The organism is Methanothermobacter sp. DP (genome assembly GCF_026692625.1).
GTDB lineage: Archaea > Methanobacteriota > Methanobacteria > Methanobacteriales > Methanothermobacteraceae > Methanothermobacter > Methanothermobacter marburgensis.
Map to the genome: position 1 here is coordinate 1,412,185 of NZ_CP113501.1, position 23,440 is coordinate 1,435,624.

The following is a 23,440-nucleotide window of genomic DNA, read 5'->3' on the forward strand; positions in this document are numbered from 1 at the left end:
GGGACCCTCATGGGTTTATGAGGAATGAGCACCTCTCATCCCCCCTTGCATAGCATTCTGTCTCCTGTATTTCAACATCAGAATTGAAGTATCTGCCAAAGACGGCCTCAAGTATCCCTGAGTCCAGGGCACAGGCGGATTCCCCGATGTCAGGAAGCAGTCCGCATTCAAAGCAGTCGTAGGCCCTGATTATAAGTGGATCAGTGCTTTCCACCTTGAGTGTCCCCAGCCGGTTTATCCTCCAGAATCTTCTGAGGTTTTCAAGGAGATCCTCGAGGTTTTCTGCCCTTAAACTGGGGTATATGACCTCCCCTATCTTCAATCCCACCTCGTGGAGAATTGGGTCGATGTTTATACCCTCCTTTATGAGTTCAACCCGGAGCACATGGAACATCAGCCTGAAGAACTCAAATGGGTCCCCCACTGAGGTCAGGTGTTTTGCAAGAAACTCTGTTTTTTCCTCATCCAGTTCTCCGCGCTTTTTTCTTCTGAGTTTACCCAGGTACCTTGAGTTTATTGAGAAGACCTTTATTCTCCTGTCTGCAGGGTCCGGCCTTTCAACGATGAGGCCAGCCATTCTGAGATCCGAGAGGTGCTTTGATACCGTGGACTTGGATTTCCCGGTTATTCTGACTATATCCTGAAATCTGAGTTCCCTCTTCATGAGTTCCGATAGTATGAGTGATTTAACGGGACTCTCGATTACCTCTATTCCCCTATCCGTTGCGAATATTGTGAACTGCTGTCTTTCCCTCATTGAGCAGAGTTATGTTTCACCATCCATAAAATTGTTTCACCACCATAGAACAGAAAAAATTATATATTAGTTCGTAGGTTATAGTACATTCGATGACATACGAACTGAATATCCGGTGATAATATGAAGGCCGCAGCAAAAAGAATATCCGATGGAGTGTACTGGACTGGAGTCCTGGACTGGGATCTTAGAAACTACCATGGATACACCCTGCAGGGCACCACATACAACGCCTACCTTGTCTGTGGACATGATGGGGTTGCACTGATAGACAACTCCTACCCCGGCACCTTTGATGAGCTCATGGCAAGGGTTGAGGACGCCCTGCAACAGGTGGGAATGGACAGGGTTGACTACATAATCCAGAACCACGTTGAAAAGGACCACAGCGGTGTCCTGGTGGAACTCCACAGAAGGTTCCCTGAAGCCCCCATCTACTGCACAGAGGTGGCTGTTAAGGGGCTCCTGAAACACTACCCCTCCCTCAGGGGAGCAGAGTTCAGGACCGTGAAAACAGGGGATGTGCTCGATCTTGGCGGGAAGACACTGACATTCCTGGAGGCCCCACTGCTCCACTGGCCAGACAGCATGTTCACCCTACTTGATGAGGATGGGATACTCTTCTCAAACGACGCCTTCGGGCAGCACCTCTGCTACCCCCAGCGCCTTGACAGGGAGATACCAGAATACATCCTCATGGATGCCGCCAGGAAGTTCTATGCAAACCTCATAACCCCACTCTCAAAGCTGGTACTCAAAAAATTCGATGAAGTTAAGGAGCTTGGGCTACTCGAAAGGATCCAGATGATCGCCCCATCCCATGGGCAGATCTGGACAGACCCCATGAAGATCATAGAGGCCTACACAGGCTGGGCCACAGGCATTGTGGATGAGAGGGTCACGGTGATCTACGACACCATGCACGGTTCAACCAGGAAGATGGCCCATGCCATAGCAGAGGGAGCTATGAGTGAGGGGGTCGATGTTAGGGTCTACTGCCTCCATGAGGATGACCGGAGCGAAATCGTGAAGGACATACTTGAAAGCGGCGCCATAGCACTTGGAGCCCCCACCATATACGACGAGCCCTACCCAAGCGTCGGAGACCTCCTCATGTACCTCAGGGGCCTCAAATTCAACAGAACCCTCACCAGGAAGGCCCTTGTATTCGGGTCAATGGGTGGAAATGGTGGTGCCACAGGCACCATGAAGGAGCTTCTTGCAGAGGCGGGATTCGATGTTACCTGCGAGGAGGAAGTCTACTACGTGCCCACAGGTGAAGAACTCGACGCCTGCTTTGAGGCAGGGAGAAAACTTGCAGCTGAAATCCGGAGGTGAATGACATGAACGAAAACAGGACAGGTATATGCAGGGATACTGAGATGGAGAAGGTGGTTGATGCCAACTTCAGGGGAGAATGCTCCGAGGTTGGAATGTACCTTGCAATGGCGAGGCAGGCCCAGAGGGAAGGCCTCCCTGAGGTGGCAGAGGCCCTCAGAACCATAGCCCTCGAGGAGGCTGAGCATGCAGCCAGGTTTGCAGAGCTCAATGGCGTGATCAGAGACAACCTCAAGGAGAACATCGAGATGATGCTTGAGGGTGAAGAGGCTGCCAGCAGGGAAAAGGGTGAAGCGGCCCTCAGGGCCACAGAGTGTGGTGTTGATGAGGCCTGTGACTTCTTCCATGAGAGCTCAAGGGATGAGGGAAGGCATGCCCGTATGCTCAGGGGCATTCTCGAGAGGTACTTCAAGGGATAGAGATGTACGTCTGCAGGATATGCCAGTACCAGGTCCCTGACAGGGATTTCAGCGAACTTGGGGATGGCTGGGTCTGCCCCCAGTGTGGTGTGGGCAGAGACGAGTTTGAGCACTCAACCGATTCATCATCCCCTGAGCAGCCATTCATGCTCATGTTCAGGGCCATCACAGAGAGCCTCTGGAAGGTCCTCGGCAATGGTTCCCAGGGAGTCACAAGGGAGATGGGCTTCGTCCTGGCAGAGATCATTGACCCTGAGGATCCTGTAAAATCAACAGCAGAATACTTCCTCAGCCATGGATTCGCGGCATCCATCGAGTGCTCTGAAGGAGAGAAGCATGTTATGGATGTGAAAAACTGCAGGTTCTATGGTTTCTGCCGCTCCCTTGAGGACGATGGGGTCACAGTATCCACCTGCCCCTATGCAAACACCGCTGCAGCGGCCCTTGAGACCTCCACAGGATACAGGTACAGGATAAGGAGGCTTCCAGGGGAATACGGTCACATCATCGAACTTTCAGGGGTATCAAAAAAATAGGGCCTGCCAGATTCATCCCATCATCATCTTAATTGAATTTTTTTCTTATCCCACCTGGCCAGGTGAAACAGAATTTTTATGAATTTGAATAAAATCAGGGCCCTGTACTATTTTTTATTATAAATGTTGGCGTAGGGTGGTTCGTCTGCAATTTCCCCAACTATCCTCTCTGCAAGTTCAAGTGACCTTTCACTGCCCTCAACCAGTATGTAAAATGCCCCCTCGGCACCACAGACTCCTCCAGCTGCAACCGGCTCTGCAGATGCGCCTGTTAGAAGTTCCAGGGCATCAACCTCGGTGAATACCCTGCCGGGTATGGGAAGCATGCCTGGCCCATCGGCAGCTGCTGAGTTGAGTTTGAGTGCAATAGAATCAAGGTCCCCGGGTATTATCTTCTCAAGGCCCACGGGTACTATAAGCCCTGTTTTTCTCCCCACAGCGGCCTGCAGTGCAGCAATTACCGTGCCCCCCATTGGGTGGCCTATGTAGACAGCGGCCCTTCCTGATTGATAGTCGAGGGCGTTGGCACCCTTGAGTATGAGGTCTCCCCTTCCAAGTTCGTCTGCAACATCAAAGATTTCAAGACCACGCTCCCATCTGCCATCTCTGATCACAACGTCACCTGGAAAATCTGTGCCCATCCGACCCATATCATCCCTGCTGATATTTGCGGGGACCGTTATACCCCTGTGAAAGCCCCTTCGATCAAATCCATCCTCACCGATTTCTGCCAGGATCTCCTCTGCTATGTAGCCATTGGTTGTCCCTGCAATTATAACAAGGGTTCCATCCTCAAGAACCCTCTCCACCTCGGGGTGCCGAATCATTCCCCTGGCAATCAGGCGTTTACCCGCCGCAGGGGTTATGAGAAACTGCCTCATTTCAATCATCCTGCTTGCTGTTCACCCGTTTGAGTTTTTCACAGGCGGCCTCAGCTGCAAGGATTATGGGGTCGATGACCATTGAAACGGGGGGCGCATACGAAAACTCTGTCCAGGCAAGATCTGAACATGTGAGTCCCTGTGATATGGCAAGTGACATGGTGTCAACCCTTTCAGCCACCCTCTCCTTTGCAACCATCTGGCACCCGATTATCCTTCCCTTGAGGTCACATATCATCTTCACATCAATCCTCTCGGCGCCGGGATAGTATCTGGCCTTTGTAAGGGCCCTCTTCTTTCCTGAGACCACCTTTATCCCGCTCTGGAGTGCCATGACCTCTGTGAGTCCAACAGCACCGAACTCGAGTTCACCTATCTTTGATACCATGGCGTTGAGAACCGGCCTGAAGGTTGCATCAAGACCCACTATGTTCCTTGCAGCCACCCGGGCCTGTCTCACGGCAGTGGAGCCCAGTGGTGACTGGGTCCTGAAGCCTGTCACGGCATCGTAGACCTCAACGCAGTCCCCGACGGCATAAATGTCAGGTACGCTTGTCTGCATCCTCTCATTGACCCTTACCGCCCACTGTCCCAGTTCGCATCCCGCCATCCGAGCAAGTTTTGTCTCTGGCCTCACCCCTGTTGCGAGGACCACCAGGTCGGCCTCAATGCACTCATCTCCCACAGCAACCGCCTCGACCCTTTCGTCTCCGGTTATCCTCTCAAGTGCCTTTCCAAGGACAACCCTTATCCCCTTCTCCTCAAGGTACTCCTGTACTATGGCTGCCATGTCCGGGTCCAGGGAACGGGGGACGATCTGTGGCAGCATCTCTGTCACGGTGACTTCAAGTCCCATTTTCAGAAGACCATATGCTATCTCCAGACCTATGAGCCCTGCGCCCACCACCACGGCTTTTTTACTTTTGGATGCCCATTCACTTATCCTCTCACCGTCTGTGAGTGTCCTTATGGTGAACACCCCCTCAAGGTCAACCCCCTCAACCGGTGGTATGAATGGGGAGCCCCCGGTTGCAAGGACAAGGACGTCGTAGGGTATTTCCTGGCGTTTACCATCCTTCACATAGGTCACGGTTTTTTTATGGGAGTCAACCTCTTCCACCTCGGTTTCTGTGAGGATATCTATGTTGCGTTCCCTGTAGTCCTCTGGCTGGTGCATCACTATATCATCAAAGCACTCAACCTCCCCGCACATAACGTAGGGTATGGCGCAGGGTGAATATGCCACGTGCTTATCACGGGTTATAACAGTTATCTCTGCATCCTTATCATATTTTCTTATGTTTGAGGCCGTTGAAAGTCCTCCGGCCCCTCCTCCAACTATAACAACTCTCATTTATCCCTTTCTCCCTCAGAGTTATCACTTATGGTTTTATTTTTTATCTCATAAATAACTCGATATATTTATAAATTTGGATGTATGAATAGATTTCAGTGCACGGGTTTATGTGCCAGAAACTGTAAAGAGGATCACCATGAAGAAGAGGGTTCTTTTCATATGCAGAAACAACTCAGGAAGGTCCCAGATGGCTGAGGGTATTCTCAGAAACATGTACGGGGAGCACTACCATGTCCAGAGTGCCGGAAGCCAGCCAAGGGAAATCAACCCCCTGACAGTGAGGGTCATGGAGGAGATTGGAATCGATATGAGCTCCCATAAGCCCACCGACCTCAGGGAACTCGAGGGTGAGGAGTTTGATGTGGTTGTGAGCCTCTGTGATGAGGCATGCCCTGTATTCCCTGGTGGTAAGAGGTACATGCATGCGGAGTTTCCAGACCCTGCAGGTGGGGATATAGCCAGATTCAGAAGGATACGCGATGAAATCGCAGAGTGGATAAGGACTGAATTCAAACCGGAGGATGATTGAATGGTCAGGGTTGCAATAGTGACAGACGGCCCCTACGGTGAAAGGGCCCACGAAAACATAGGTGAGGAGTTTGAAACAGATTTCATTGAACTCCAGGCACCCTCAGGCATATTCGCAGATGAAGTTGAAATACCACAGGAAAAGATTGAGCAGATAGTATCAGCGCATATCGTTATAACCTACATCCTCCACCCTGACCTCACACTTGAACTTGTGGACCGCATCCACAATCAGGTTGACTGGATAATAGTGGGTGCCTGGAGGGGTGAGGGCTTCAGGAATCAGCTGCTGGGATACGGGAATGTCACAGCACCAGAGAACATGTGCGACCTTGAGGAGAACGGGAATCCATCCTTTGATGAATTCGTATCGAAATTTGGAAAGCCCGTGGTTGAGGTTGATGTTGAAGACGACAGGGTAAAGGATATAAGGGTCCTCAGGTGTTCACCCTGCGGTGCAACACGGTTTGTTGCAGAGGAACTTGCCGGAACTGAGGTGAAGGATCTGCCTGTCCGTGCAGGTCTTAAAATACAGCATTACCCCTGCAGAGCCGCCAAGATGAGGTTATTTGCAGATGATGAGTGCAAGAAGGAGCTGGCTGCCAGGATCCACTGCGAGGCCTTTGAGAGGGCACTTGAAAATCACTGAAAACTATCATTATTATTCATAATAAATTATTTATTTTATGGATGCGAAGATAGATCCATGGAGAAAAAACTGCTCACAATAGTCCTCCTTGAGGGTCCCTACCGCCATCAGTATGCTGATATAGCATCAGAACTGGCAGAAAGCGCCATAAAAAATGGCTACGATGTTAACATATTCCTTTACATGGATGGAACACATGTACCGAAAAGGGACCAGGCCCCCCAGTCATTCCCCAATGTGGCAGAAAAATTCAGGGCCCTTGTAAGGTCCGGTGTTAATGTGATATCCTGCATAAGGTGCTCCACCGCACGGGGCTACACCTGTTCAGAGAAGCCCTACATAAAGGGCGTGGAGATAAAAAGTGTTTATGAACTGGCAGAATGGATAAAGAAAAGTCACCGCGTGATAAGTCTGGGTTGTTAAAATGAAATCCTCTCTCATAATAATAGACAGGGCCCCCTATGGATCTGAAGATGCATTCAGTGGTTTCTATGTTGTCATAGCATGTCTGAACAGTGGCCTTGACTCTGACGTTCTCCTGATGGAGGACGGTGTCTACGCTGCAGTTGCAGATCAGAAATCAGAGAGCATAGGGTACCCAAATGTGGAGGAGCTCACATACCTCATATTTCCGGAGGGAAGCATACTGGTACATGAGGGGTCCCTCAGGGAGAGGGGGCTTGTGGAGGAGGATCTTGTCGAAGCTGCAGAGATAATAAACGATGAGGAACTCCATGAGATAATCTCTGCAAAGGGTGAAACCGCAGTTATCAGGATATGAGGTGCCGTTATGGAAATGGATGAGGTTAAAAGGGAGCTCATCCCTGATGGGCCCCTTGTAAGGGAGGTTACCCTCAAACAGGTTAAGCCATGCATTGCAAGTGAGGGGAAAATAAGGGTCCTTATGGAGCTTGACTCTGAAATCGGAGACATCATCCCCCTCCTGGCAAATATGTATCCGCCGGGTGCTGTGAATTATGTTAAGAAGAAAAACATTCTCACCCTCACCATCTACGACAGGCTCATAAGCCTCTACCCCTCAGGGAAGGTCAGCATGAACAAAAACCATGACGTGGAGGAGGCCTTTGATATCATAAGGAGGATCATGGAAAGGATAAACCAGGCCTACGAGGCCTACATGAGGGGTGTGCGTGGGAGGGACGTGGAAAGCATTGGACCCCTCGATATACAGAGGTGCCTCCCTGGCAGCAACTGTGGCGAATGCGGTGAATCAACATGCATGGCCTTTGCAATGAAGCTCCTGAACGGTGAGCAGAAACTCGATAACTGCTACCCCCTCAAGGAGCCATGGATGCAGGAGAATGTCCAGTGCCTTGAGAAACTTCTTGGTGAGCAACTCATGGAGACACTGGGGTGGAGCGGTTACTGATGGGTTCTGTGGGGTTCCTTGTAACTAAAAGTCCATCTGAACTGGGCTTCAGGACATTCCTTGACCTTGTGGGGATATGGAGGGAAGATGAACTCACCGTGTACCTCATATCCAGTGGTGTGTATGCTGCAATGAAAAAAAACAGGTATTCCCACACCATCAGAGAACTGTCAGAGACCGAGGCTGTTTTTGCAAGGAAGGAAGATCTAATGGCAAGGGGTATAACCCGTGACATGCTCATCGATGGTGTGGAAATACTTGAGGGTTTTGACAGGATAGTTGTGGATATCATGGAGAAGCACCGGATGGTCTTCACCATCTAATCTTCTGGTTTTACAGGTTTTCTTGCACCCCTTATACCTCCACGGGAGACCATGATTTCACCTCCATTCTGTGATCATAAACCAGTCAGAGTACCTGCCGTGTAGACAAGGAATGACGCAATCCAGGCAACCAGCATGGAATATGCGGGAGAGAAGAGGGCCCATTTTGTACCGGCCTCCTGCTTTATTACGGCAAGTGTTGCGAGGCAGGGGGTGTAGAGCAGTATGAATACCATGAAGGAGAAGGCCTCCAGTGGCGTGAAAATCCCCTGAATGGTTGCTGCAACATCACCGGTGCCGTATACCGTCCCGAAGGTACTTATTACAAGCTCCTTTGCGGCAAAACCGAATATGATTGCAACCGCAGACTGCCAGTCCCCAAAGCCCAGTGGCTGGAAGATGGGAGCTATCATGGATCCTGTAATCCCCAGGATTGATGATGAAACGTTCCCTCCCGGGAAGTTCGAGAGGAACCATATCACCAGTGAACCTGCAAGTATGATGGTCCCAGCCCTCTTTATAAACTGAACACCCCTCATGTAGGTGTGGATGAGCAGTGTCCTAAATCTCGGCACCCTGTAGGGTGGAAGCTCCATGAGGAAGAGTGACCTTTCACCCTCCACGATTCTATTACCGAGTAAGCGGGCGGTCAGTATGGCCACCACTATCCCTAGAATGTAAAGTGAGAATATCACCCAGCCCTGGTAGATAACCGGGAAGAGGGCTGCTGTGAATAGCACATAGACAGGGAGCCTTGCGCTGCATGACATGAAGGGCACTATTAGTGCCGTTATTATCCTCTCCCTCTCAGAGTCTATCGTCCTTGTGGCCATGACGCCCGGTACGCAGCATCCAAAACCCAGCACCATGGGGATGAATGACCTTCCACTGAGACCCCCCAGTGTGTTCATCACACGATCCATGACAAATGCCGCCCTGGCAAGGTAACCTGAATCCTCAAGGAATGACAGGAGGAAGAAGAGGATGAATATGTTGGGTATAAAGACCAGGACAGATCCTACACCACCTATCACCCCATCAGATAGAAGGGATGCCAGTATAGAATCACCCATGATATCATGAACCGTAGCTGCAAGGTATGAAAAGGCGGAATCCAAGAGGTCTGTCAGTGGGGCCCCTGCAGTGAATGTCAGCTGAAAAATCAGCCACATCACCCCAAGGAGTACCGGAAGGCCAAGGTACCTGTTGAGCGCAATTCTGTCAATAATCTCTGAACCTGTAACCCGATCCACCGGTGGCTTTCTGAGTGTACTCTCAAGAAGGGCCTCTATAAGCCCATAACGGGCATCGGATACAATCACGTCAGCCTTCACAGAGTATTCATCCTCAAGGACCCCGCGAATCCTCCTGAATTCATCATGAATTTCCTCCCCGAGCATTGAGGCCACCCTCTCATCGCCCTCAAGGAGCTTTATGATGATCCATTGGGGTGGAAACTTGAGTTCGCTGCCCCTGATGAGTTCATACAGTCTGCTCAGAGATTCATGTCTCAGGAATTCATATCCGGGGATCCTGGGTTCACCTTTACTCCATTCGATTACCCTTTCAAGGAGCTCATCCTGCTCGCCTTCAGTTGCCTCGATCCTCACAACAGGCACACCCAGGAGTTCCCCAAGTTTCCCATAATCCAGACTGTAACCCCTCCTCTCGGCCTCGCGGTTGAGGTTCACTGCGATGACGGTGTTAAGGCCAAACTCCATTATCTGGAGGGCCAGGTAAAGGTTTCTTTCGAGATTTGATGCATCAACAACGTTTATCACAAGATCCGGAGACTCCTCAAGGAGGTAATCAATCACCACCTCCTCCTCTGGAGAACCGGCTGTGAGACTGTAGGTTCCCGGCAGATCTATGACCTCAATGTCACATCCCCTGAAGTGCAGGTGCCCCTCCTTCTTTTCAACGGTTTTGCCTGGCCAGTTGCCGACGTGCTGATTTAGGCCTGTGAGGCTGTTGAAGAGGGTGCTCTTACCCACGTTGGGGTTTCCTGCAAGGGCTATCCTCAGTGACAACCTAATCTCTCCTCACCCTTATCCTTGAGGCCTCCTCCCTGCGGATGGATAAGGGGTGGCCCCTGACCCTCACCTTGAGGGGGTCGCCGAGGGGTGCAACCTTTTCAAGGGTTACCCTGGACCCCCTGACGATTCCCATCACCGTGAACCTGTGCTTTAGGTTACCGCTAATGTCAACTGAGGTGACCGTTACCATCTCTGATTCGGATATTCTGTCGAGTGTAGTTTCCATGACACCACCTTTTTAGGTATTCCTAAACTTTAGTTATACCTAAACCCCCATCACATATAAATTTTTAGGTTTTCCTAAAATGGGTTTCATGAGGGTGAAAAATCAGACATCAAAAAATAAAAAAATAGGGGTTTAATTTCTTCCCTGATAGAAATACCCTGCTCCAAGGAGGCATACAATTCCTATGATGCCAGCAAGAGCATAAAATGGTGTCTGGGTGCTTGCTGAACCGCTCTGGCTTGAAGCAGCGACCTCATAGGCCTTACCTGACTCGCCGGCAGGTTCTGACTGTGAAACCTCACTGGCCTCAGATGACTCACCAGAACTGGCAGCCTCACTGGGTGTGGAACCTGATATTCCACCGGCTGAACCTGATGACGGTGCACCGGTTTCACCAGCACCAAGACCATCATCACCTGTCCCGCCAGATGTATCAGACCCCGTATCAGATCCCGGTACATCAATGGATTTTCCTGTGGCTGCTGCCATTGCACTTGCAAACTTCCTCAGGGCAGCCTGGTTAAGGGAGGAGAGCTTCACAACCCACTCATTGAAGACGATGTTGGCACAGGTATGGTGACAGCAGACAACACCATACTCATTGACCGCCGAGATATACTCATCTGCAAGCCTCTGAAGCGTTGCTGAATCAGCCCTCCACAGGCCCCTTCTGCTGGCCTCAAGAAGCCATGCCACGGTGGAGGCATACGAATAGGGCTGAACACTCCTGAACCTGTCCCTCACAGAAGAATCAAGGACATAGGTCTCGGCGACCCTCTGCCACATCCAGTCCTGTACAAGTTCAGGTGTGACCGCGCTCCACCCGAAGAGGTGTCCTATCTCCTTTGAGATCTGATGACCCCCTGAAAAGCCCTGGCTGAGCATTCCCTCAATCCACTTTGGGTTGTAGGTCCTTGTCCTCAGTTCAGCTGCAAGGAAATCTGAGAGTGTCTCAATCCTCGGGGTGAACCTTGTGTTGGCAATGTAAGATGCAACATTCTTACCTGACATTGCCCTTGCAGCCATTGTGAGCCCTCCGAGGTACTGGTAGACATCATCGTTGTCCAGGACCCCGTAGACACTGTCCCTCACCTGCACGGTTGCATCTACATTTGATAGCTGCTTCATGAAGACCTCCTTTGCATCAATGGCGTATATGTCCTTTCCATAGATGAATCCCATGTGGTTAAGGTAGGTTTCAACAAGCTGTGACTGGTTGTTCCACTTGGCAGTGGACTCAACAACAGCAGGTATCCCTGTACCGTAACTTCCAGGGGCGCTGCCGAATATCCTTGCCCCTGCAAGTGTATCTGCCATTGGCAGGCCCCTGGCGGTGTAATTCATGAGATCCTGAAGGTAGTGTTTTCTGAGATAGTTCTGGTTCACCGGTTCATCCAGTTTCATCACAAGCCTTATTGCCTCGTCCATCCTGTCTATGCTGTAGGCAAAGGTATCCCTGAAGAGCCCACTGATGGTTACAAGGACATCGATCCTTGGCCTTCCCAGGGTTGCAAGGGGGGTCACGTTGATCCCTGTGAACCTTCCCGACTTATCCCATACCGGCTCAGCACCTATCAGTCTCAGCACCATGGCTATTGTCTGTCCATTGGTCCTCATGGTTTCAATGGCCCAGAGAACAACCCCCACGGTTTCAGGGTACCTGCCGTTCTTTGCAAGGTAGTCTGCTATGAGATCATCGGCCATCTTCTTACCGATCTCCCATGCAGCCCTATCAGGTGCCAGTCTGGGGTCAAATGAGTAGGAGTTCTTACCGGTCGGCAGGAGATCGGGTATCCTGATGGGGTCGGCGCCTCTTCCAGGCTCAACGAATCTGCCTTCAAGGGCCCTCAGGAGATTGCTGATCTCACAGTCACTGGCCAGCTTCTCCCTTATGGCGTTCCTGAACTCTGTGGTGTTACGTGTCGCCGGGTCAAAGCTCACAATGGCTTCAACCATTGCATCAAGTAGCTGACCGCTCAGTGGTTCTCCGAATACATGCAGACCGTAGGGTATCAGTGTTGCTGAGAGTTCATCGAGTCTGTGTTCGATCCTGTCAAGTGCCTCCTCAAAGGATGCGTTGAGGTCAAGGTTCAGTTCCCTGTGAAGGTCCAGCTTCACCGTGAGGTTCTTTATCTCCTCTGCGATTATCAGTTTCCTCTGGGGATCCTCTGATGAGTGGTAGCTGTTGATCTTGTGCTGGAGTTCAGCCAGGTCTCCGTAGAGTTCACCCACGACCATCGGTGGAATGTTATGGTTGATGAGCACCGCATATCCCCTCCTCTTGGCCTGTGTTCCCTCACCGGGGTTGTTGACGATGTAGGGGTAGATGTGGGGAAGGTCACCTATCATTACGTCTGGCCAGTCAAGTGAGGAGAGTCCAACGGATTTTCCTGGCAGCCACTCAAGGGTTCCGTGTGTTCCCAGGTGTATAACTGCATTGAAGTTCCTCTGAAGCCACAGGTAGAATGCCAGGTACTGGTGGTGGGGTGGGAGCGTGGTTGAGTGTATGAGGTCAGCTGCGTCCTCGCCAAAACCGCGCATTGGCTGTGGCCCAAGGAATACGTTTCCAAGCATCACACCGGGTATCACGATGCTGCCATTGTATACCATAACGTTTCCTGGTGCTGGCCCCCAGGTTGCTGTTATGTTGTTTCTGAGGGCTTCAGGAAGGAGGCTGAACCATGACAGGTATTCTGATACGGGTATGGTCACTGCACCTGCCTTCACAACCTTTGCAAGTTCCCCTAGGGCCCATGATCCCACATTGAGGCCCGGTCCAAGGAGTATGCTGATTACCTCTGCAGTTGACTTTTCATCCACTGTGTAACCTGCTGCCTTCAGGGCACTCAGTATCGTGCTTATGCTCTCTGGTACGTTGAGGTAGCTGGCACTGATACCATCCTTACCGCCCCCTATGTTGTAGTAGATGAGGGCTATCTTCTTCTCTGAGTTTGAAAGTTCCCTCAGTTTCACCCAGTTGATCATCCTCTCTGTGAGCCTCTCTATCCTGTCGGGTATGGGTACGTAGTATGTGTACCTCAAGCCTGTCTCCGGGTCAACCATCTCAACGCCGCCGCCGATCATGATGGGCTCTATTCTCCCATCAATCTCTGGCATGGCTATCTGCCAGTAGACCTCGGAGGAGAGTCCTGATATGCTCTCGTTCCATGTTTTGAGGTTTGAAGCATATACCGCTGAGAGTGAGGGTACATCAAGTTCCCTCAGTATGCTGGTGGAGTTCACCGGATCCCCGTTATAGAGGTTGAACCCCATACAGGTTATGAGGCCACTTATCCTTGGTGTTCTGTTGCCATCCAGGAAGAACTTCTCTATGACATTCCTCTTTGTTGGTGTGTCCGCTGCAAATCCAAGCATCACATTGTAGCCCTTGCGCTCGAGGCTCTCAACTATCGCAGTGTGCATCCTCATGTCGCTTCCACGGTAGTAGGTGTCAAAGGTCAGGATCCCTATCCATGGTTTTCCCGGCTTGTAGTGTCCGCTCTGCACATACCATGAATAGTACTGGTCCCAGCTGGTGAACTGCTGTGCTGATTCAGGATGGTAGACAAAGGATTTTATGGCTGGAATTGCTGTGAGGTTCTCCCCTGGTCTGAGTTTCATCCCTGCATCCCTCAGAAGGAGAAACATCATCCTCCTGAAATTTTCAGGGCCCCCCTGGTCCCATATATTCTTAACAGTTGCATTGTCCTCGCCTATCTGTGGATAGCTCTTGAATGTGTTCCCTGTTCCTATGGCTATGATCCTTCTTGCTGATGTGACGTTGAGGATCTGGTTGACCTTTGCAACCGTGTTTGGACTGCTTATCATCTGTATAAGTATCACATCGGCCCTTCTGCCAGCCTCAATGGCTGCTGCATCGATCTGCGGGTCGTTTCTCAGGAGTTCGTCATTGGTGAACATTGAGAGGTTGAATCTGTAGCCGTTCTGGCCTGCCAGTTTATACCCCTCCACTATCGCCTTTGTACTGGATGTTGACCCTGTCAGTATCAGAAGGTTGTAGTGGGATGAGTTCTCTGCAATAACGTCTCCCGTGGTGTTGCTGCTGTTATCCGCTGCTGAAACACCTCCTGTAAACATGAGTGCAATGATTAGAATTAATGGAATCACTGATCTTCTCATATTTTCACCTCCATTTAATTTTATTTTAAATCAAATATTGTTGAATTAAGATTTATATAAAATTTGCTTTAATAAAAATAAAAATTATTTTAATATGCTGTGTATCTGAATTTAATACCTGGCAGACGTCAATGGCTCAAAAAAGATGAGTATCTTATCTGCAGATTCATGATCAAAGAGGGCCCGCTGGTGTGCTTTACAAAAATAATATCCTATCCGCAACTAAATCAGATCACATGAAGAAAAAGAAGAAGATGGTGGGCGTGAGGTGCCAGTGCCACGATCCCCCAGCCAGGAGCAGCGGCATGAGGACTGTTATGTGCCCCCGCTGCGGTAAGATATACAGGACCGATAAGGAAGACGATGTCTGCTTCAGCTGCCAGAGGCGCTGATCAGAACATCGGTCGACAGCTTATAGCTCAGCTATCAGAACATCATCAGGATACCGCGCCCTGTGCCCCAGATTATACTCACCGCTATGATGAGTATAACAAATATGGAGACATAGCTGACCGCCGGTTTAACAATCCTCTCCGGTAACCTGTAGCGCAGGAGCTCCTCAAACATGAGGCCTCCATCAAGGGGCTTGGCAGGTAGAAGGTTCACCGTACCCACTGCAAAGTTCAGGAAGAATATCCAGAAGAAGAGCTCCTCCAGGTATGTGAGGGCAAATGGCAGGGTGCCGCCAAAGACCGATGCCACAGACTCCCTCACCTTCAGGTGGTTGCTGGTCCGGATACCCATGTAGGCCCTGCTTGAGTTGTTGGGGTTTCTGCCTGTCTTAAGCCTGAATGTCCCCTGATCAGTGTCTATTGTGATAACCTCACCAACCCGTATCATCTTAAGGGCCATTCCATAGGTGGTGAGGTTTGTGGTTGGCATTCCATTTATGCTCTCAATAACGAGGCCCGGTTTGAGGACCTCGCTTGCAGGACTTCCAGGGACCACACTGTCTATCTGAACACCGTCGGCCTGGAAGGCAGCGGGCATGGCATATGCTGAAATACCAAAGAATAGTGCAAAGCATATACCTGCAAGTATGAGGTTCGCCACTGATCCGGCGGCATATATCCTCAGCTTTGAGATGGGGCTCACCTTCTTGATGTCATCCTCATCAGGTTCAACGAAAGCGCCCGGAAGTATTGCCAGAAGAAGGAGGCCAATGGATTTTATACGGACCCCCTCAACCCTTGCAAGTATCCCATGGGCGAATTCATGCACCACTATGACCGTGGCAAGGCCCACTATACCGTAACCCAGAGGCACGTAAACCGGTGATCCCGGTATGTCAACACCCGGCACGATGAGTGAAGCCTGTGGAGTCACGAATATGTTCTGAAGGGACATCACCATGAGGTAGAGCATGTAGAACATGAAGAAGAACGCCACAGGGATGCCCGCATTCAGTATCCACCTCCAGAGTCTTGGGTGGCCTGACGCTATGCTGTCGATGAATCCCCTCATCCTCTTTGTTCTCCTCAGGAGGAGGGGTCCCTGTATCTCAATCTTGAGTCTGTCCCTGAAAAGAACAGCGAGTGTCCATATCAGGATAAATGCGATGACGTAAAACCACAGTGCATTCATATTACATAACACCTGTTTTAATGGTTGTTGAAGCGGTCATATAAAAGCTCCCATTTATATATGCTGGCAGGGTTTCAGAGTGTCATTGAATCAAAGAGGAGGACCTCACACTCCTCACCTTCAGCTATGCCCTCAAGGTTCTCATCTATCACTATGTAGGCATTTGACTCCACCATTGACCTTATTATACCCGAACCCCTGCTCTGGACGGGTTTAACCGTTCCGTTATCTGCATTTGCCCGCACGTATTCCGTCCTGCCGGGTCCAGATGCGACCTTACCAAGACACCGCCTCTTCACTGTTCTGTGCCTGTAATCCAGGTGCTGCATTCTGAGAAGATAATACCTTGCAAGGACATCGAACTGCACCATGGCGGCGACAGGATACCCTGAAAGCATGAACACAGGTTTACCCTCAACAATTCCAAATGCCACAGGTTTCCCTGGCCTCATTGCCACCCCATGGAAGAGTACGTCGCCAAGGCTGTCCACAGCATCCACAACCACGTCTCCCCTGCTTACAGCGGTTCCTCCGGTTGTTATGACCATGTCATGTTCCTTCACTCCCCCTCTGATTTCATCCACTATGATATCCATGTCGTCGGGGGCGTGGCTAACCTCTGCCTCTCCACCTGCACTCTCCACAAGGGCCTTGAGGGTGTAGAGGTTTGAGTTGGGTATCTTGCCTGGTTCAAGGTCCGCTGAAGGCTCCATGAGTTCATTACCTGTTATTATCACCTTTACCGAGGGCCTTTTATACACCCTCAGCTGGCTGTAACCTGCCGATGCCGCCATGGCAATTTCTGCAGGTCTGAGGAGGGTTCCTTTACTCAGGATGGTATCCCCTGCCCTGAAATCCTCTCCTGCCGGTGCCAAGTTCTCTCCAGGAAACACCGGTCTTACAACACTGATCTCAGACCCTGAGCCGACAGTGTATTCCTCCATGACAACAGCATCTGCTCCGCGGGGTATGGGGGCCCCTGTTGCGATTTTAACAGCCTCACCCCTACCCACATCCACATCAGATACATCCCCGGCCCCTATGGAATCTGTGACAGTGAATCTTGATGGATTTTCAGGGGAGGAACCGAATGTATCCTCTGCCCTCACCGCGTATCCATCCATCGCTGACCTGTCAAAGGGTGGGGAGTCAAATCTGGCTTTTAAATCCTCCGCAAGAACCCTTTTATGGGCATATAAGAGATTAAGGGTTTCAGTCGCAGTTGATCTCTGATTTTCATCAAGAATCCTGAATGCATCCCTCACTGGTATGAGTTCTGATAGAAACATGTGACCATCACCGCTTAAGTACTGTTTATACTATTATATATAAAGGGGGATATAAATTCCCAGCTGGAAAAGAATCTTTGATTCATGGAGGTTTCATGATAGAGGTGGACTCTGTCTCTAAAAGCTTTGGAAGAATCAGGGCCCTTGATAACCTCAGCTTCAGTGTGAGGGAAGGGGAACTCATGGGCATAATCGGCCACAACGGTGCCGGTAAGACCACCGCAATACGCATAATAGCAGGGATACTGCACCCTGACTCTGGCACAGTCCATGTGGGTGGCTATGATGTTACCAGGGACCCACTCAGGGTTAAAGCAATGATAGGTTATCTTCCAGAGGAGCCCAACCTCTATGAGCGTTTCAGGGCTGCAGATCTCCTGAGGTACTTCGGTGAGCTCTATGGTGTCCCCAGGGATGTGCTGGATGATAGAATATACGAGTTACTTGAACTCGTGGGTATGAGTGAACGTGCAGCGGACCCCATAAACACATTCTCCAAGGGCATGCGGCAGAGGATCGGGATAGCAAGGGCCCTCATACATGACCCTCCAATCATAATATTCGATGAACCCACCATGGGCCTTGACCCGGCGACAGCATTCTCAATAAGAGAATTCATAAGGGATCTAAAGGGCTCAAGGACCATGATACTCTGCACCCACTACATGGAGGAGGCCGACTACCTCTGTGACAGGGTCGCCATAATAAACAGGGGGCGCATACTAGACATTGGAACCCCCGATGAACTCAAATCCAGGGTCCAGGGGGACCTGATACTTGAAGTTAAGGTCTCAGAGCCCTCATTGATCAGCAGGGGCTCTCTTATGAAGGTGAGTGGTGTTAAATCCGTTGAAATCGATGGTAAAATCATCAGATTATCCCTTGGTAGCCGTGAATCCATAACAGAGGTTATAGAGAATATCCCTGGAACTGTCTTCAGTGTGAACACCCGGGAGGCAACACTCAACGACGTATTCATACAGAGCCTGAAGGGGTCCTAGATGAATCTCCTAACAGTTACAAAATGGGAACTCAGGGGAACATTCAGAAGCCGTAAATTCCTCTTCATATTCCTATTCCAGATACTGGTGCTTTCACTCACCATATTCATGTTCAGCGGCTTCATTGAGATGATCGGTGAGGGAAACACCTTCACACCCTCCCTCAGGGGTTTTGCAGAGCTCAGTATCACCGACCCCTCAGGTATCATCTCCAGGCAGCTGAACCCCGACGTCCTCTATATACATGGGGGTGCGGCCTCCAGGCTCCTGGTCGATAACTTCACCGGCATCCCCCTGAATGCAACACTCTACCTTGACTATTCTGATCCAAGGAGGACCGTTGTGAGGGACGAGGTGGAAGCCGCGGTTGAGAGGGCCTCCACCATTATAACCAGGGAACTCATTGAAACCCCAACGCCGAGACCTGAGGTCCGTGAGGAGACACAGGGTGAGGCCCTTCCACTTCAGCTTGTGAGGCGTGTCATGGTTTCCATTCTCCTCTTTCTCCCGGTTTTCCTGTTCGGAAACCTTGTGGTGGACAGTATCGTGGGTGAAAAGGAAAGGAAAACAGGTGAAGCCCTCATCGCAATGCCCATAAGGCGCTCTGAAATAATCATCGGAAAGTGCCTCTCTGTTACCGCAACGGTGGCGCTGCAGGTGGGTGTATGGATGAGCCTCATAATGGCGGCCGGTTTCAAGATAAGCAACCCGGCAGGTGCCTATCTAACCGTTGTGCTCTCATCAACACCCATCATAGGGCTCACGGCACTCATATCGGTTTATGCAAAGAACTACCGTGAGGCAGGGATAGGTATAACCTTTGCCTACATAATCGCAGCAGCATACCTGATTGTGCCGGCCCTCGCCTACATGGCCGGTTCCTCAGGAGCCCTCTCACCCATGACCCTCACCATAAAGCTGATATCAGGAGTTAACCTGAATGCAGCTGACCTCATACCGCCCCTGTTCTCGGTCCTCATACTCAACATCCTTTTCTATGGCCTTGCAGTCAGATTATTCGGCAGGGATGATGTGGTTTTTGGTCCAAGGCCCGGTATTTTAAGGTTGATGGTGAGACCATGAAACTGAAGGCCCTTACAGTTAAGGAGGCACGGGACATATTCTCAAACAGGATCTACATGCTGCTTGTCCTGGTGCAGGTCATAATAATACTGGGTGCCTATGGACTTGCAGTTGTAAGTTCTGTTGCAGCGGATCCAGAGCTCATTGGGGAGTGGGGTGGTTCCAGGTTCCTCAAGGTGGGTGTTGTGGGGGATGAACGTCTGCTCATTGAGGGCCTTGAGAGGGAGGGTCTGGGTGTTACGAAATTCCCGGATCTTGCTGATGCCCGGAAAAGTCTGGGTTCAGGGGTGGTTGCCATTGTCTACACAAGCGGTGGGGATGTCCGTATCGAAGCAGACACCGGCAGTGCATTCTACACCATCATGAGCGAAAGGCTTCAGCGTGCCACCTCATGGTACGCGGAGCAGAAACAGTTCAGGGAGGCGGGGATTCCATCATCCACAGTTAAAGCCCTGGAGAATCCTGTTAAACTGAAAATTATCCCCATTAACAGGGACCGGTATGCTCCCCTTGCAGTTGAAAGCTCCTACTTTGTGGAGATAATGTACGGTTTCATAATACCCTTCGTGGTTTTCCTCCCATTCTTCCTTGGTAGTAACATTGTAACCGACAGCGTGGTTGGCGAGAAGGAAAGAAAAACCTTCGAGGTCCTCCTGATGGTCCCTCTATCCGAGACCAGCATCATTCTTGGTAAGATAACCCCTGCGCTCATTTTTTCATTCATTCAGAGCCTCCTGTGGCTCGGGATAGTGATGCTCCTTGGGGTGCCTGTTTACAATATCCCCCTGCTGTCCATCATAATGTTCCTCACGGGACTGGGGTTCACAGGGACCGGTCTCTTCATATCCATCCTCGCAGACAGCACAAAGGAGGCCAACTCTGCCATCACGGTGGTGCTCTTCTTTGCAACGTTCCTGCTCTTCGTGCCCCTATTCATGGATATGGGCATCTTCAACCCCATAATACGCTTCATACCAAGCATCATAATGGTCAAGCTCTCATCGAGCCCATATCTCAACCCGGGTCTCATATATGACATGTTACCGGCGGCCCTTTTATCTGTAATCCTCTTTGCGGCTTCAGTGGTCTCATTCAGGAGGGAGGGAGTCATAAGACTCTGAAATTCAAAAAAAGCATGTTTTTTGTCTCATCACGTTATAAGACTCTGAATCCTCACAAAAAAATCTGTTCAGTGGACGAGGAGCAGCATCACAACCCCGGCACCGATGGGAATGGTTATGTTATCCTCAACCGGGGTGTAGGCCTCCACCAGCATGCCCGCAATAGCCCCTGTGAGTGCGGTTAGGGGGTCAAGGAAAAAGAGGGCCCCCAGGAACCCTGCTAAAAGGAAGGCCGCTGAACCCTCAATGCTCTTATCAGGGTTAAATGGGAGGGGATGTGAACCATACTCCCTGCCGATGATTGTGGAGAGTGAGTCACCCAGGGTGAGTATTATAACTGAGGCACTGGCCACTGAAATGTTAAAACCAAAGAGGGCATAGGTGAGGGCCATTCCCAGAAAGTAGTAGATGAAGCCCCTCTCGGTATCATCCCTCCGGCAGCTCCTCAGAACATAGGAAAAGAAGGGGAGGGTGAACCTTCTGTCAAGCTGAAATATCAACTCACCCATGAGTGCTGCTGCGAGGGAGAGGGCCACCATGGGGAGGGAGCCAAGGTAGCCTGCAAGGATCACGAAGACTATGCCTGCTGCATGTATGATCTGCCTGAAGAACTCCCTCCGGTACCTCAAAAAAACACCTATGTGGACATGTATGCCTCAATAACCCCATGGTAGGCATCATAGAGTTCAGATACATCCAGTGCTACATCATCAAATTTCAGGGTGTCGCCTCCAGTGGTTCCTATCACAGCGCAGGGCACTTCAAGTTCCTGGATTATTTCCTCCACGGATCCCGTCACGGTTATGATGTACCTTCCATTTGATTCAGAGAATAGGGCCTCATGGATGTTACTGAAGCTTCCAGGGATCTTCCCTGTGTCTATGGTTGCCCCGATACCTGACTTTATGGCCATCTCAGCAACTGCAACCCCTATACCGCCTGCTGAACAGTCATGGATTGCCGTTACCTTATCCCCGAATCTCTCAATTATCCTCCTGACTGAGTTCGCAGCGTCAAATTCTGCCCTGAGGTCTGTCTCAGGTGGCTTGCCATCAACAATGCCATGGACCGTCCTTAGGTACTCTGAGGCTCCCAGTTCAGGTTTTGTATGCCCGATGACGATTATCTTCTCGCCCTCGGCCTTGAAATCCATTGTCTTTATGCTATCAAGTGGTAGCCTCCCTGCAACTCCAACCACTGGGGAGGGGTTCACTGTAACCCCCTCGGTTTCATTGTAGAAGCTCACGTTACCGCTTATTACCGGCGTGCCGAAGGTCTCTGCCATTTCAGCCATTCCCCTCACGCATTCCCTGAACTGCCAGAAAACCTCCGGTTTCTCCGGGTTTCCGAAGTTGAGGCAGTCCACTATGCAGAGTGGCCAGGCGCCCATTGAAACAACGTTCCTTATTGCCTCCCCCACAGAGGCTGCGCCGCCACCGTACGGGTCCAGCTTTGTGTGGATGCTGTTGCAGTCAACGGTTAGCGCAACTCCAGTCTTCTCATCGACCCTGAGGACCGCCGCATCATCACCTGGCTTCACAACGGTCCTTATCTGAACCTCATGGTCGTACTGGCGGTAAACCCACCTCTTGCTTGCAATGTTGGGTGATGACAGGAGTTTAAGGAGCGCTTCAGTGAGAGGGGGGTGCTGGACCTCCACCTGCCCCTCGGGTAAATCAGGTTTTTTTGCCTCCCTTTCAATCACCGGGGGATCCGCGAGGAGCTTTGCTGGCAGGTCCGCTATAACCTTCCCTTCGCTTTCAACGATCATCCTTCCGGTATCTGTAACCTCACCTATGACCGCGGCCGGAAGCTCATACTTCCTGCAGATCTCCATTGCCTCATCAACCCTGTCAGGGCTGAGCACGAATATCATGCGTTCCTGCGACTCTGAGAGCATTATCTCATAGGGTGTCATTCCCTCCTCCCTGAGAGGTATCGCCTCCAGGTTGACCCTTGCACCGTTATCACACTTGGCCACGAGTTCAGAGATGCAGCACGTTAAACCCCCGCCCCCGAGGTCCTTCACGCCTGAAACCTCTATTTTCTCCATTATCTCAAAGCTCGCCTCCATCACCATCTTCTTGGTGAATGGGTCGCCGACCTGAACCGCTGGCCGGTCCTCCAGTTCAGATGAACTGGTGAGTTCCTCAGATGCGAAGGTTACGCCATGAATTCCATCCCTGCCTGTTCTACCCCCCATGAGGAGGAATGCGTCTCCTGGCCGCGGGGCTATGCCCCTTTTTATCTCATCCTTGCGCACAAGGCCTGCGCACATAACATTCACAAGGGGGTTCAGCTGGAAGTTATCGTCAAATTCAACCTCGCCTGCGACGGTTGGAACCCCCACACGGTTCCCGTAGTCGGATATGCCCTTAACCACGTGTTCAAAGAGGTACCTTGATTTCTGGTCCTCAAGGTATCCGAACCGAAGGGAGTCAAGGAGGGCTATGGGCATGGCACCCATTGAGATTATATCCCTCAGAATCCCGCCTATACCGGTACCTGCACCCCCATATGGTTCTATCGCAGATGGGTGGTTGTGGCTCTCAATTCCAATGGCCATGGCCAGCTCATCGGTGACCTCAACCACACCGGCGTCATCACCGGGGCCTATGATTACCCCCTCGCCCTCGGTTGGGAAGAGGCCGAGGACCGGGCGGCTGCTCTTGTATGAGCAGTGCTCAGAGAACATCACATCCAGCATCCCGTATTCGAGGGGGTTCGGATCCCTCCCAAGTTCTTTCCTTATGAATTCAATCTCTGAATCTGTTAAAACCAT

At 50.8% G+C, this 23,440-nt stretch carries 23 protein-coding genes; 13 read left to right on the forward strand and 10 right to left on the reverse strand.

Annotated features, from left to right (window positions below):
• Positions 1-7 precede the first annotated feature (7 nt).
• On the reverse strand, positions 8-757 hold the full coding sequence (locus OXN82_RS07680) for a V4R domain-containing protein (protein WP_321211262.1): 750 nt from the start codon (positions 755-757) through the stop codon (positions 8-10).
• Between the two features lie 123 nt (positions 758-880).
• Here OXN82_RS07680 and OXN82_RS07685 point away from each other — a divergent pair, with 123 nt between their 5' ends.
• The 3 genes from OXN82_RS07685 to OXN82_RS07695 are packed head-to-tail and all read left to right on the forward strand — an operon-like array spanning position 881 to position 3,050.
• Positions 881-2,095 carry an FprA family A-type flavoprotein gene (locus tag OXN82_RS07685; protein ID WP_321211263.1) on the forward strand — a complete coding sequence of 405 codons (1,215 nt, stop codon included), beginning with the start codon at positions 881-883 and terminating at the stop codon, positions 2,093-2,095.
• Between the two features lie 5 nt (positions 2,096-2,100).
• Complete coding sequence (locus tag OXN82_RS07690) at positions 2,101-2,514, forward strand: ferritin-like domain-containing protein (protein ID WP_321211264.1); 414 nt, start codon at positions 2,101-2,103, stop codon at positions 2,512-2,514.
• 2 nt (positions 2,515-2,516) lie between these two features.
• A complete protein-coding gene (locus OXN82_RS07695) occupies positions 2,517-3,050 on the forward strand; it encodes a rubredoxin (RefSeq protein ID WP_321211265.1) in 534 nt (177 codons plus the stop codon).
• A gap of 107 nt (positions 3,051-3,157) precedes the next feature.
• Here OXN82_RS07695 and OXN82_RS07700 read toward each other — a convergent pair whose 3' ends face one another.
• Positions 3,158-3,940 (reverse strand): hypothetical protein, encoded by a 783-nt coding sequence (locus tag OXN82_RS07700; protein WP_321211266.1) that lies wholly within the window; start codon positions 3,938-3,940, stop codon positions 3,158-3,160.
• The gene (locus OXN82_RS07705) at positions 3,933-5,285 is read right to left on the reverse strand and encodes an FAD-dependent oxidoreductase (protein ID WP_321211267.1); all 1,353 of its coding nucleotides are present in this window, start codon (positions 5,283-5,285) and stop codon (positions 3,933-3,935) included. The genes OXN82_RS07700 and OXN82_RS07705 overlap by 8 nt, the downstream gene beginning before the upstream one ends.
• A 139-nt stretch (positions 5,286-5,424) precedes the next feature.
• Here OXN82_RS07705 and OXN82_RS07710 point away from each other — a divergent pair, with 139 nt between their 5' ends.
• Genes OXN82_RS07710 through tusB form a run of 6 tightly spaced genes read left to right on the forward strand, consistent with a single transcriptional unit; the run spans position 5,425 to position 8,178 of the window.
• Positions 5,425-5,817, forward strand: coding sequence for an arsenate reductase ArsC (locus tag OXN82_RS07710; protein WP_321211268.1), 393 nt, complete (start codon positions 5,425-5,427; stop codon positions 5,815-5,817).
• On the forward strand, positions 5,818-6,465 hold the full coding sequence (locus OXN82_RS07715) for a DUF166 domain-containing protein (RefSeq protein ID WP_321211269.1): 648 nt from the start codon (positions 5,818-5,820) through the stop codon (positions 6,463-6,465).
• A gap of 57 nt (positions 6,466-6,522) precedes the next feature.
• Positions 6,523-6,888, forward strand: a complete 366-nt coding sequence (locus tag OXN82_RS07720; protein ID WP_300477627.1) for a DsrE/DsrF/TusD sulfur relay family protein — start codon at positions 6,523-6,525, stop codon at positions 6,886-6,888.
• Between the two features lies 1 nt (position 6,889).
• On the forward strand, positions 6,890-7,246 hold the full coding sequence (locus tag OXN82_RS07725; protein WP_013296526.1) for a DsrE family protein: 357 nt from the start codon (positions 6,890-6,892) through the stop codon (positions 7,244-7,246).
• A 9-nt stretch (positions 7,247-7,255) separates the two neighbouring features.
• On the forward strand, positions 7,256-7,855 hold the full coding sequence (locus tag OXN82_RS07730) for a (Fe-S)-binding protein (RefSeq protein ID WP_321211270.1): 600 nt from the start codon (positions 7,256-7,258) through the stop codon (positions 7,853-7,855).
• Positions 7,840-8,178: a sulfurtransferase complex subunit TusB gene (gene tusB / locus OXN82_RS07735; protein ID WP_242451228.1), complete on the forward strand. Its 339-nt coding sequence runs from the start codon at positions 7,840-7,842 to the stop codon at positions 8,176-8,178. Before OXN82_RS07730 ends, tusB begins: the two co-directional genes overlap by 16 nt.
• Before the next feature lie 74 nt (positions 8,179-8,252).
• On the opposite strand, the gene feoB is transcribed toward tusB, so the two are convergent.
• The 3 genes from feoB to OXN82_RS07750 form a co-directional block, all read right to left on the reverse strand.
• Positions 8,253-10,208, reverse strand: a complete 1,956-nt coding sequence (feoB, locus tag OXN82_RS07740) for a ferrous iron transport protein B (protein WP_321211271.1) — start codon at positions 10,206-10,208, stop codon at positions 8,253-8,255.
• A 1-nt stretch (position 10,209) separates the two neighbouring features.
• The gene (locus OXN82_RS07745) at positions 10,210-10,440 is read right to left on the reverse strand and encodes a FeoA family protein (RefSeq protein WP_321211272.1); all 231 of its coding nucleotides are present in this window, start codon (positions 10,438-10,440) and stop codon (positions 10,210-10,212) included.
• A gap of 132 nt (positions 10,441-10,572) precedes the next feature.
• Positions 10,573-14,580, reverse strand: a complete 4,008-nt coding sequence (locus OXN82_RS07750) for a cobaltochelatase subunit CobN (RefSeq protein WP_321211273.1) — start codon at positions 14,578-14,580, stop codon at positions 10,573-10,575.
• 236 nt (positions 14,581-14,816) lie between these two features.
• Here OXN82_RS07750 and OXN82_RS07755 point away from each other — a divergent pair, with 236 nt between their 5' ends.
• On the forward strand, positions 14,817-14,972 hold the full coding sequence (locus OXN82_RS07755; RefSeq protein ID WP_321211274.1) for a hypothetical protein: 156 nt from the start codon (positions 14,817-14,819) through the stop codon (positions 14,970-14,972).
• A 34-nt stretch (positions 14,973-15,006) separates the two neighbouring features.
• On the opposite strand, the gene OXN82_RS07760 is transcribed toward OXN82_RS07755, so the two are convergent.
• A complete protein-coding gene (locus tag OXN82_RS07760; protein ID WP_321211275.1) occupies positions 15,007-16,164 on the reverse strand; it encodes a site-2 protease family protein in 1,158 nt (385 codons plus the stop codon).
• 74 nt (positions 16,165-16,238) lie between these two features.
• A complete protein-coding gene (gene glp / locus OXN82_RS07765) occupies positions 16,239-17,453 on the reverse strand; it encodes a gephyrin-like molybdotransferase Glp (RefSeq protein ID WP_321211276.1) in 1,215 nt (404 codons plus the stop codon).
• Positions 17,454-17,548: 95 nt separating this feature from the next.
• Here glp and OXN82_RS07770 point away from each other — a divergent pair, with 95 nt between their 5' ends.
• Genes OXN82_RS07770 through OXN82_RS07780 form a run of 3 tightly spaced genes read left to right on the forward strand, consistent with a single transcriptional unit; the run spans position 17,549 to position 20,658 of the window.
• A complete protein-coding gene (locus OXN82_RS07770) occupies positions 17,549-18,454 on the forward strand; it encodes an ABC transporter ATP-binding protein (protein WP_321211277.1) in 906 nt (301 codons plus the stop codon).
• On the forward strand, positions 18,455-19,537 hold the full coding sequence (locus OXN82_RS07775; protein WP_321211278.1) for an ABC transporter permease: 1,083 nt from the start codon (positions 18,455-18,457) through the stop codon (positions 19,535-19,537).
• The gene (locus OXN82_RS07780) at positions 19,534-20,658 is read left to right on the forward strand and encodes an ABC transporter permease (protein WP_321211279.1); all 1,125 of its coding nucleotides are present in this window, start codon (positions 19,534-19,536) and stop codon (positions 20,656-20,658) included. Before OXN82_RS07775 ends, OXN82_RS07780 begins: the two co-directional genes overlap by 4 nt.
• A gap of 68 nt (positions 20,659-20,726) precedes the next feature.
• Here the strand turns inward: OXN82_RS07780 and OXN82_RS07785 are convergent, their stop codons facing one another.
• Positions 20,727-21,287, reverse strand: a complete 561-nt coding sequence (locus OXN82_RS07785; protein ID WP_321211280.1) for a diacylglycerol/polyprenol kinase family protein — start codon at positions 21,285-21,287, stop codon at positions 20,727-20,729.
• Positions 21,288-21,295: 8 nt separating this feature from the next.
• Positions 21,296-23,440: a phosphoribosylformylglycinamidine synthase subunit PurL gene (gene purL, locus OXN82_RS07790; protein WP_321211281.1), complete on the reverse strand. Its 2,145-nt coding sequence runs from the start codon at positions 23,438-23,440 to the stop codon at positions 21,296-21,298.

What these genes read in the sequence shown, in the direction of transcription:
- OXN82_RS07720 (WP_300477627.1), top strand. Translation starts at nt 6,523, where the DNA reads ATGGAGAAAAAACTGCTCACAATAGTCCTCCTTGAGGGTCCCTACCGC.
- OXN82_RS07730 (WP_321211270.1), top strand. Translation starts at nt 7,256, where the DNA reads ATGGAAATGGATGAGGTTAAAAGGGAGCTCATCCCTGATGGGCCCCTT.
- OXN82_RS07775 (WP_321211278.1), top strand. Translation starts at nt 18,455, where the DNA reads ATGAATCTCCTAACAGTTACAAAATGGGAACTCAGGGGAACATTCAGA.
- OXN82_RS07750 (WP_321211273.1), bottom strand. Translation starts at nt 14,580, where the DNA reads ATGAGAAGATCAGTGATTCCATTAATTCTAATCATTGCACTCATGTTT.
- OXN82_RS07690 (WP_321211264.1), top strand. Translation starts at nt 2,101, where the DNA reads ATGAACGAAAACAGGACAGGTATATGCAGGGATACTGAGATGGAGAAG.
- OXN82_RS07700 (WP_321211266.1), bottom strand. Translation starts at nt 3,940, where the DNA reads ATGATTGAAATGAGGCAGTTTCTCATAACCCCTGCGGCGGGTAAACGC.
- OXN82_RS07705 (WP_321211267.1), bottom strand. Translation starts at nt 5,285, where the DNA reads ATGAGAGTTGTTATAGTTGGAGGAGGGGCCGGAGGACTTTCAACGGCC.
- purL (WP_321211281.1), bottom strand. Translation starts at nt 23,440, where the DNA reads ATGGTTTTAACAGATTCAGAGATTGAATTCATAAGGAAAGAACTTGGG.
- OXN82_RS07715 (WP_321211269.1), top strand. Translation starts at nt 5,818, where the DNA reads ATGGTCAGGGTTGCAATAGTGACAGACGGCCCCTACGGTGAAAGGGCC.
- OXN82_RS07710 (WP_321211268.1), top strand. Translation starts at nt 5,425, where the DNA reads ATGAAGAAGAGGGTTCTTTTCATATGCAGAAACAACTCAGGAAGGTCC.
- OXN82_RS07680 (WP_321211262.1), bottom strand. Translation starts at nt 757, where the DNA reads ATGAGGGAAAGACAGCAGTTCACAATATTCGCAACGGATAGGGGAATA.
- OXN82_RS07725 (WP_013296526.1), top strand. Translation starts at nt 6,890, where the DNA reads ATGAAATCCTCTCTCATAATAATAGACAGGGCCCCCTATGGATCTGAA.
- OXN82_RS07685 (WP_321211263.1), top strand. Translation starts at nt 881, where the DNA reads ATGAAGGCCGCAGCAAAAAGAATATCCGATGGAGTGTACTGGACTGGA.
- glp (WP_321211276.1), bottom strand. Translation starts at nt 17,453, where the DNA reads ATGTTTCTATCAGAACTCATACCAGTGAGGGATGCATTCAGGATTCTT.
- OXN82_RS07695 (WP_321211265.1), top strand. Translation starts at nt 2,517, where the DNA reads ATGTACGTCTGCAGGATATGCCAGTACCAGGTCCCTGACAGGGATTTC.
- OXN82_RS07760 (WP_321211275.1), bottom strand. Translation starts at nt 16,164, where the DNA reads ATGAATGCACTGTGGTTTTACGTCATCGCATTTATCCTGATATGGACA.
- OXN82_RS07780 (WP_321211279.1), top strand. Translation starts at nt 19,534, where the DNA reads ATGAAACTGAAGGCCCTTACAGTTAAGGAGGCACGGGACATATTCTCA.
- OXN82_RS07745 (WP_321211272.1), bottom strand. Translation starts at nt 10,440, where the DNA reads ATGGAAACTACACTCGACAGAATATCCGAATCAGAGATGGTAACGGTC.
- OXN82_RS07755 (WP_321211274.1), top strand. Translation starts at nt 14,817, where the DNA reads ATGAAGAAAAAGAAGAAGATGGTGGGCGTGAGGTGCCAGTGCCACGAT.
- OXN82_RS07770 (WP_321211277.1), top strand. Translation starts at nt 17,549, where the DNA reads ATGATAGAGGTGGACTCTGTCTCTAAAAGCTTTGGAAGAATCAGGGCC.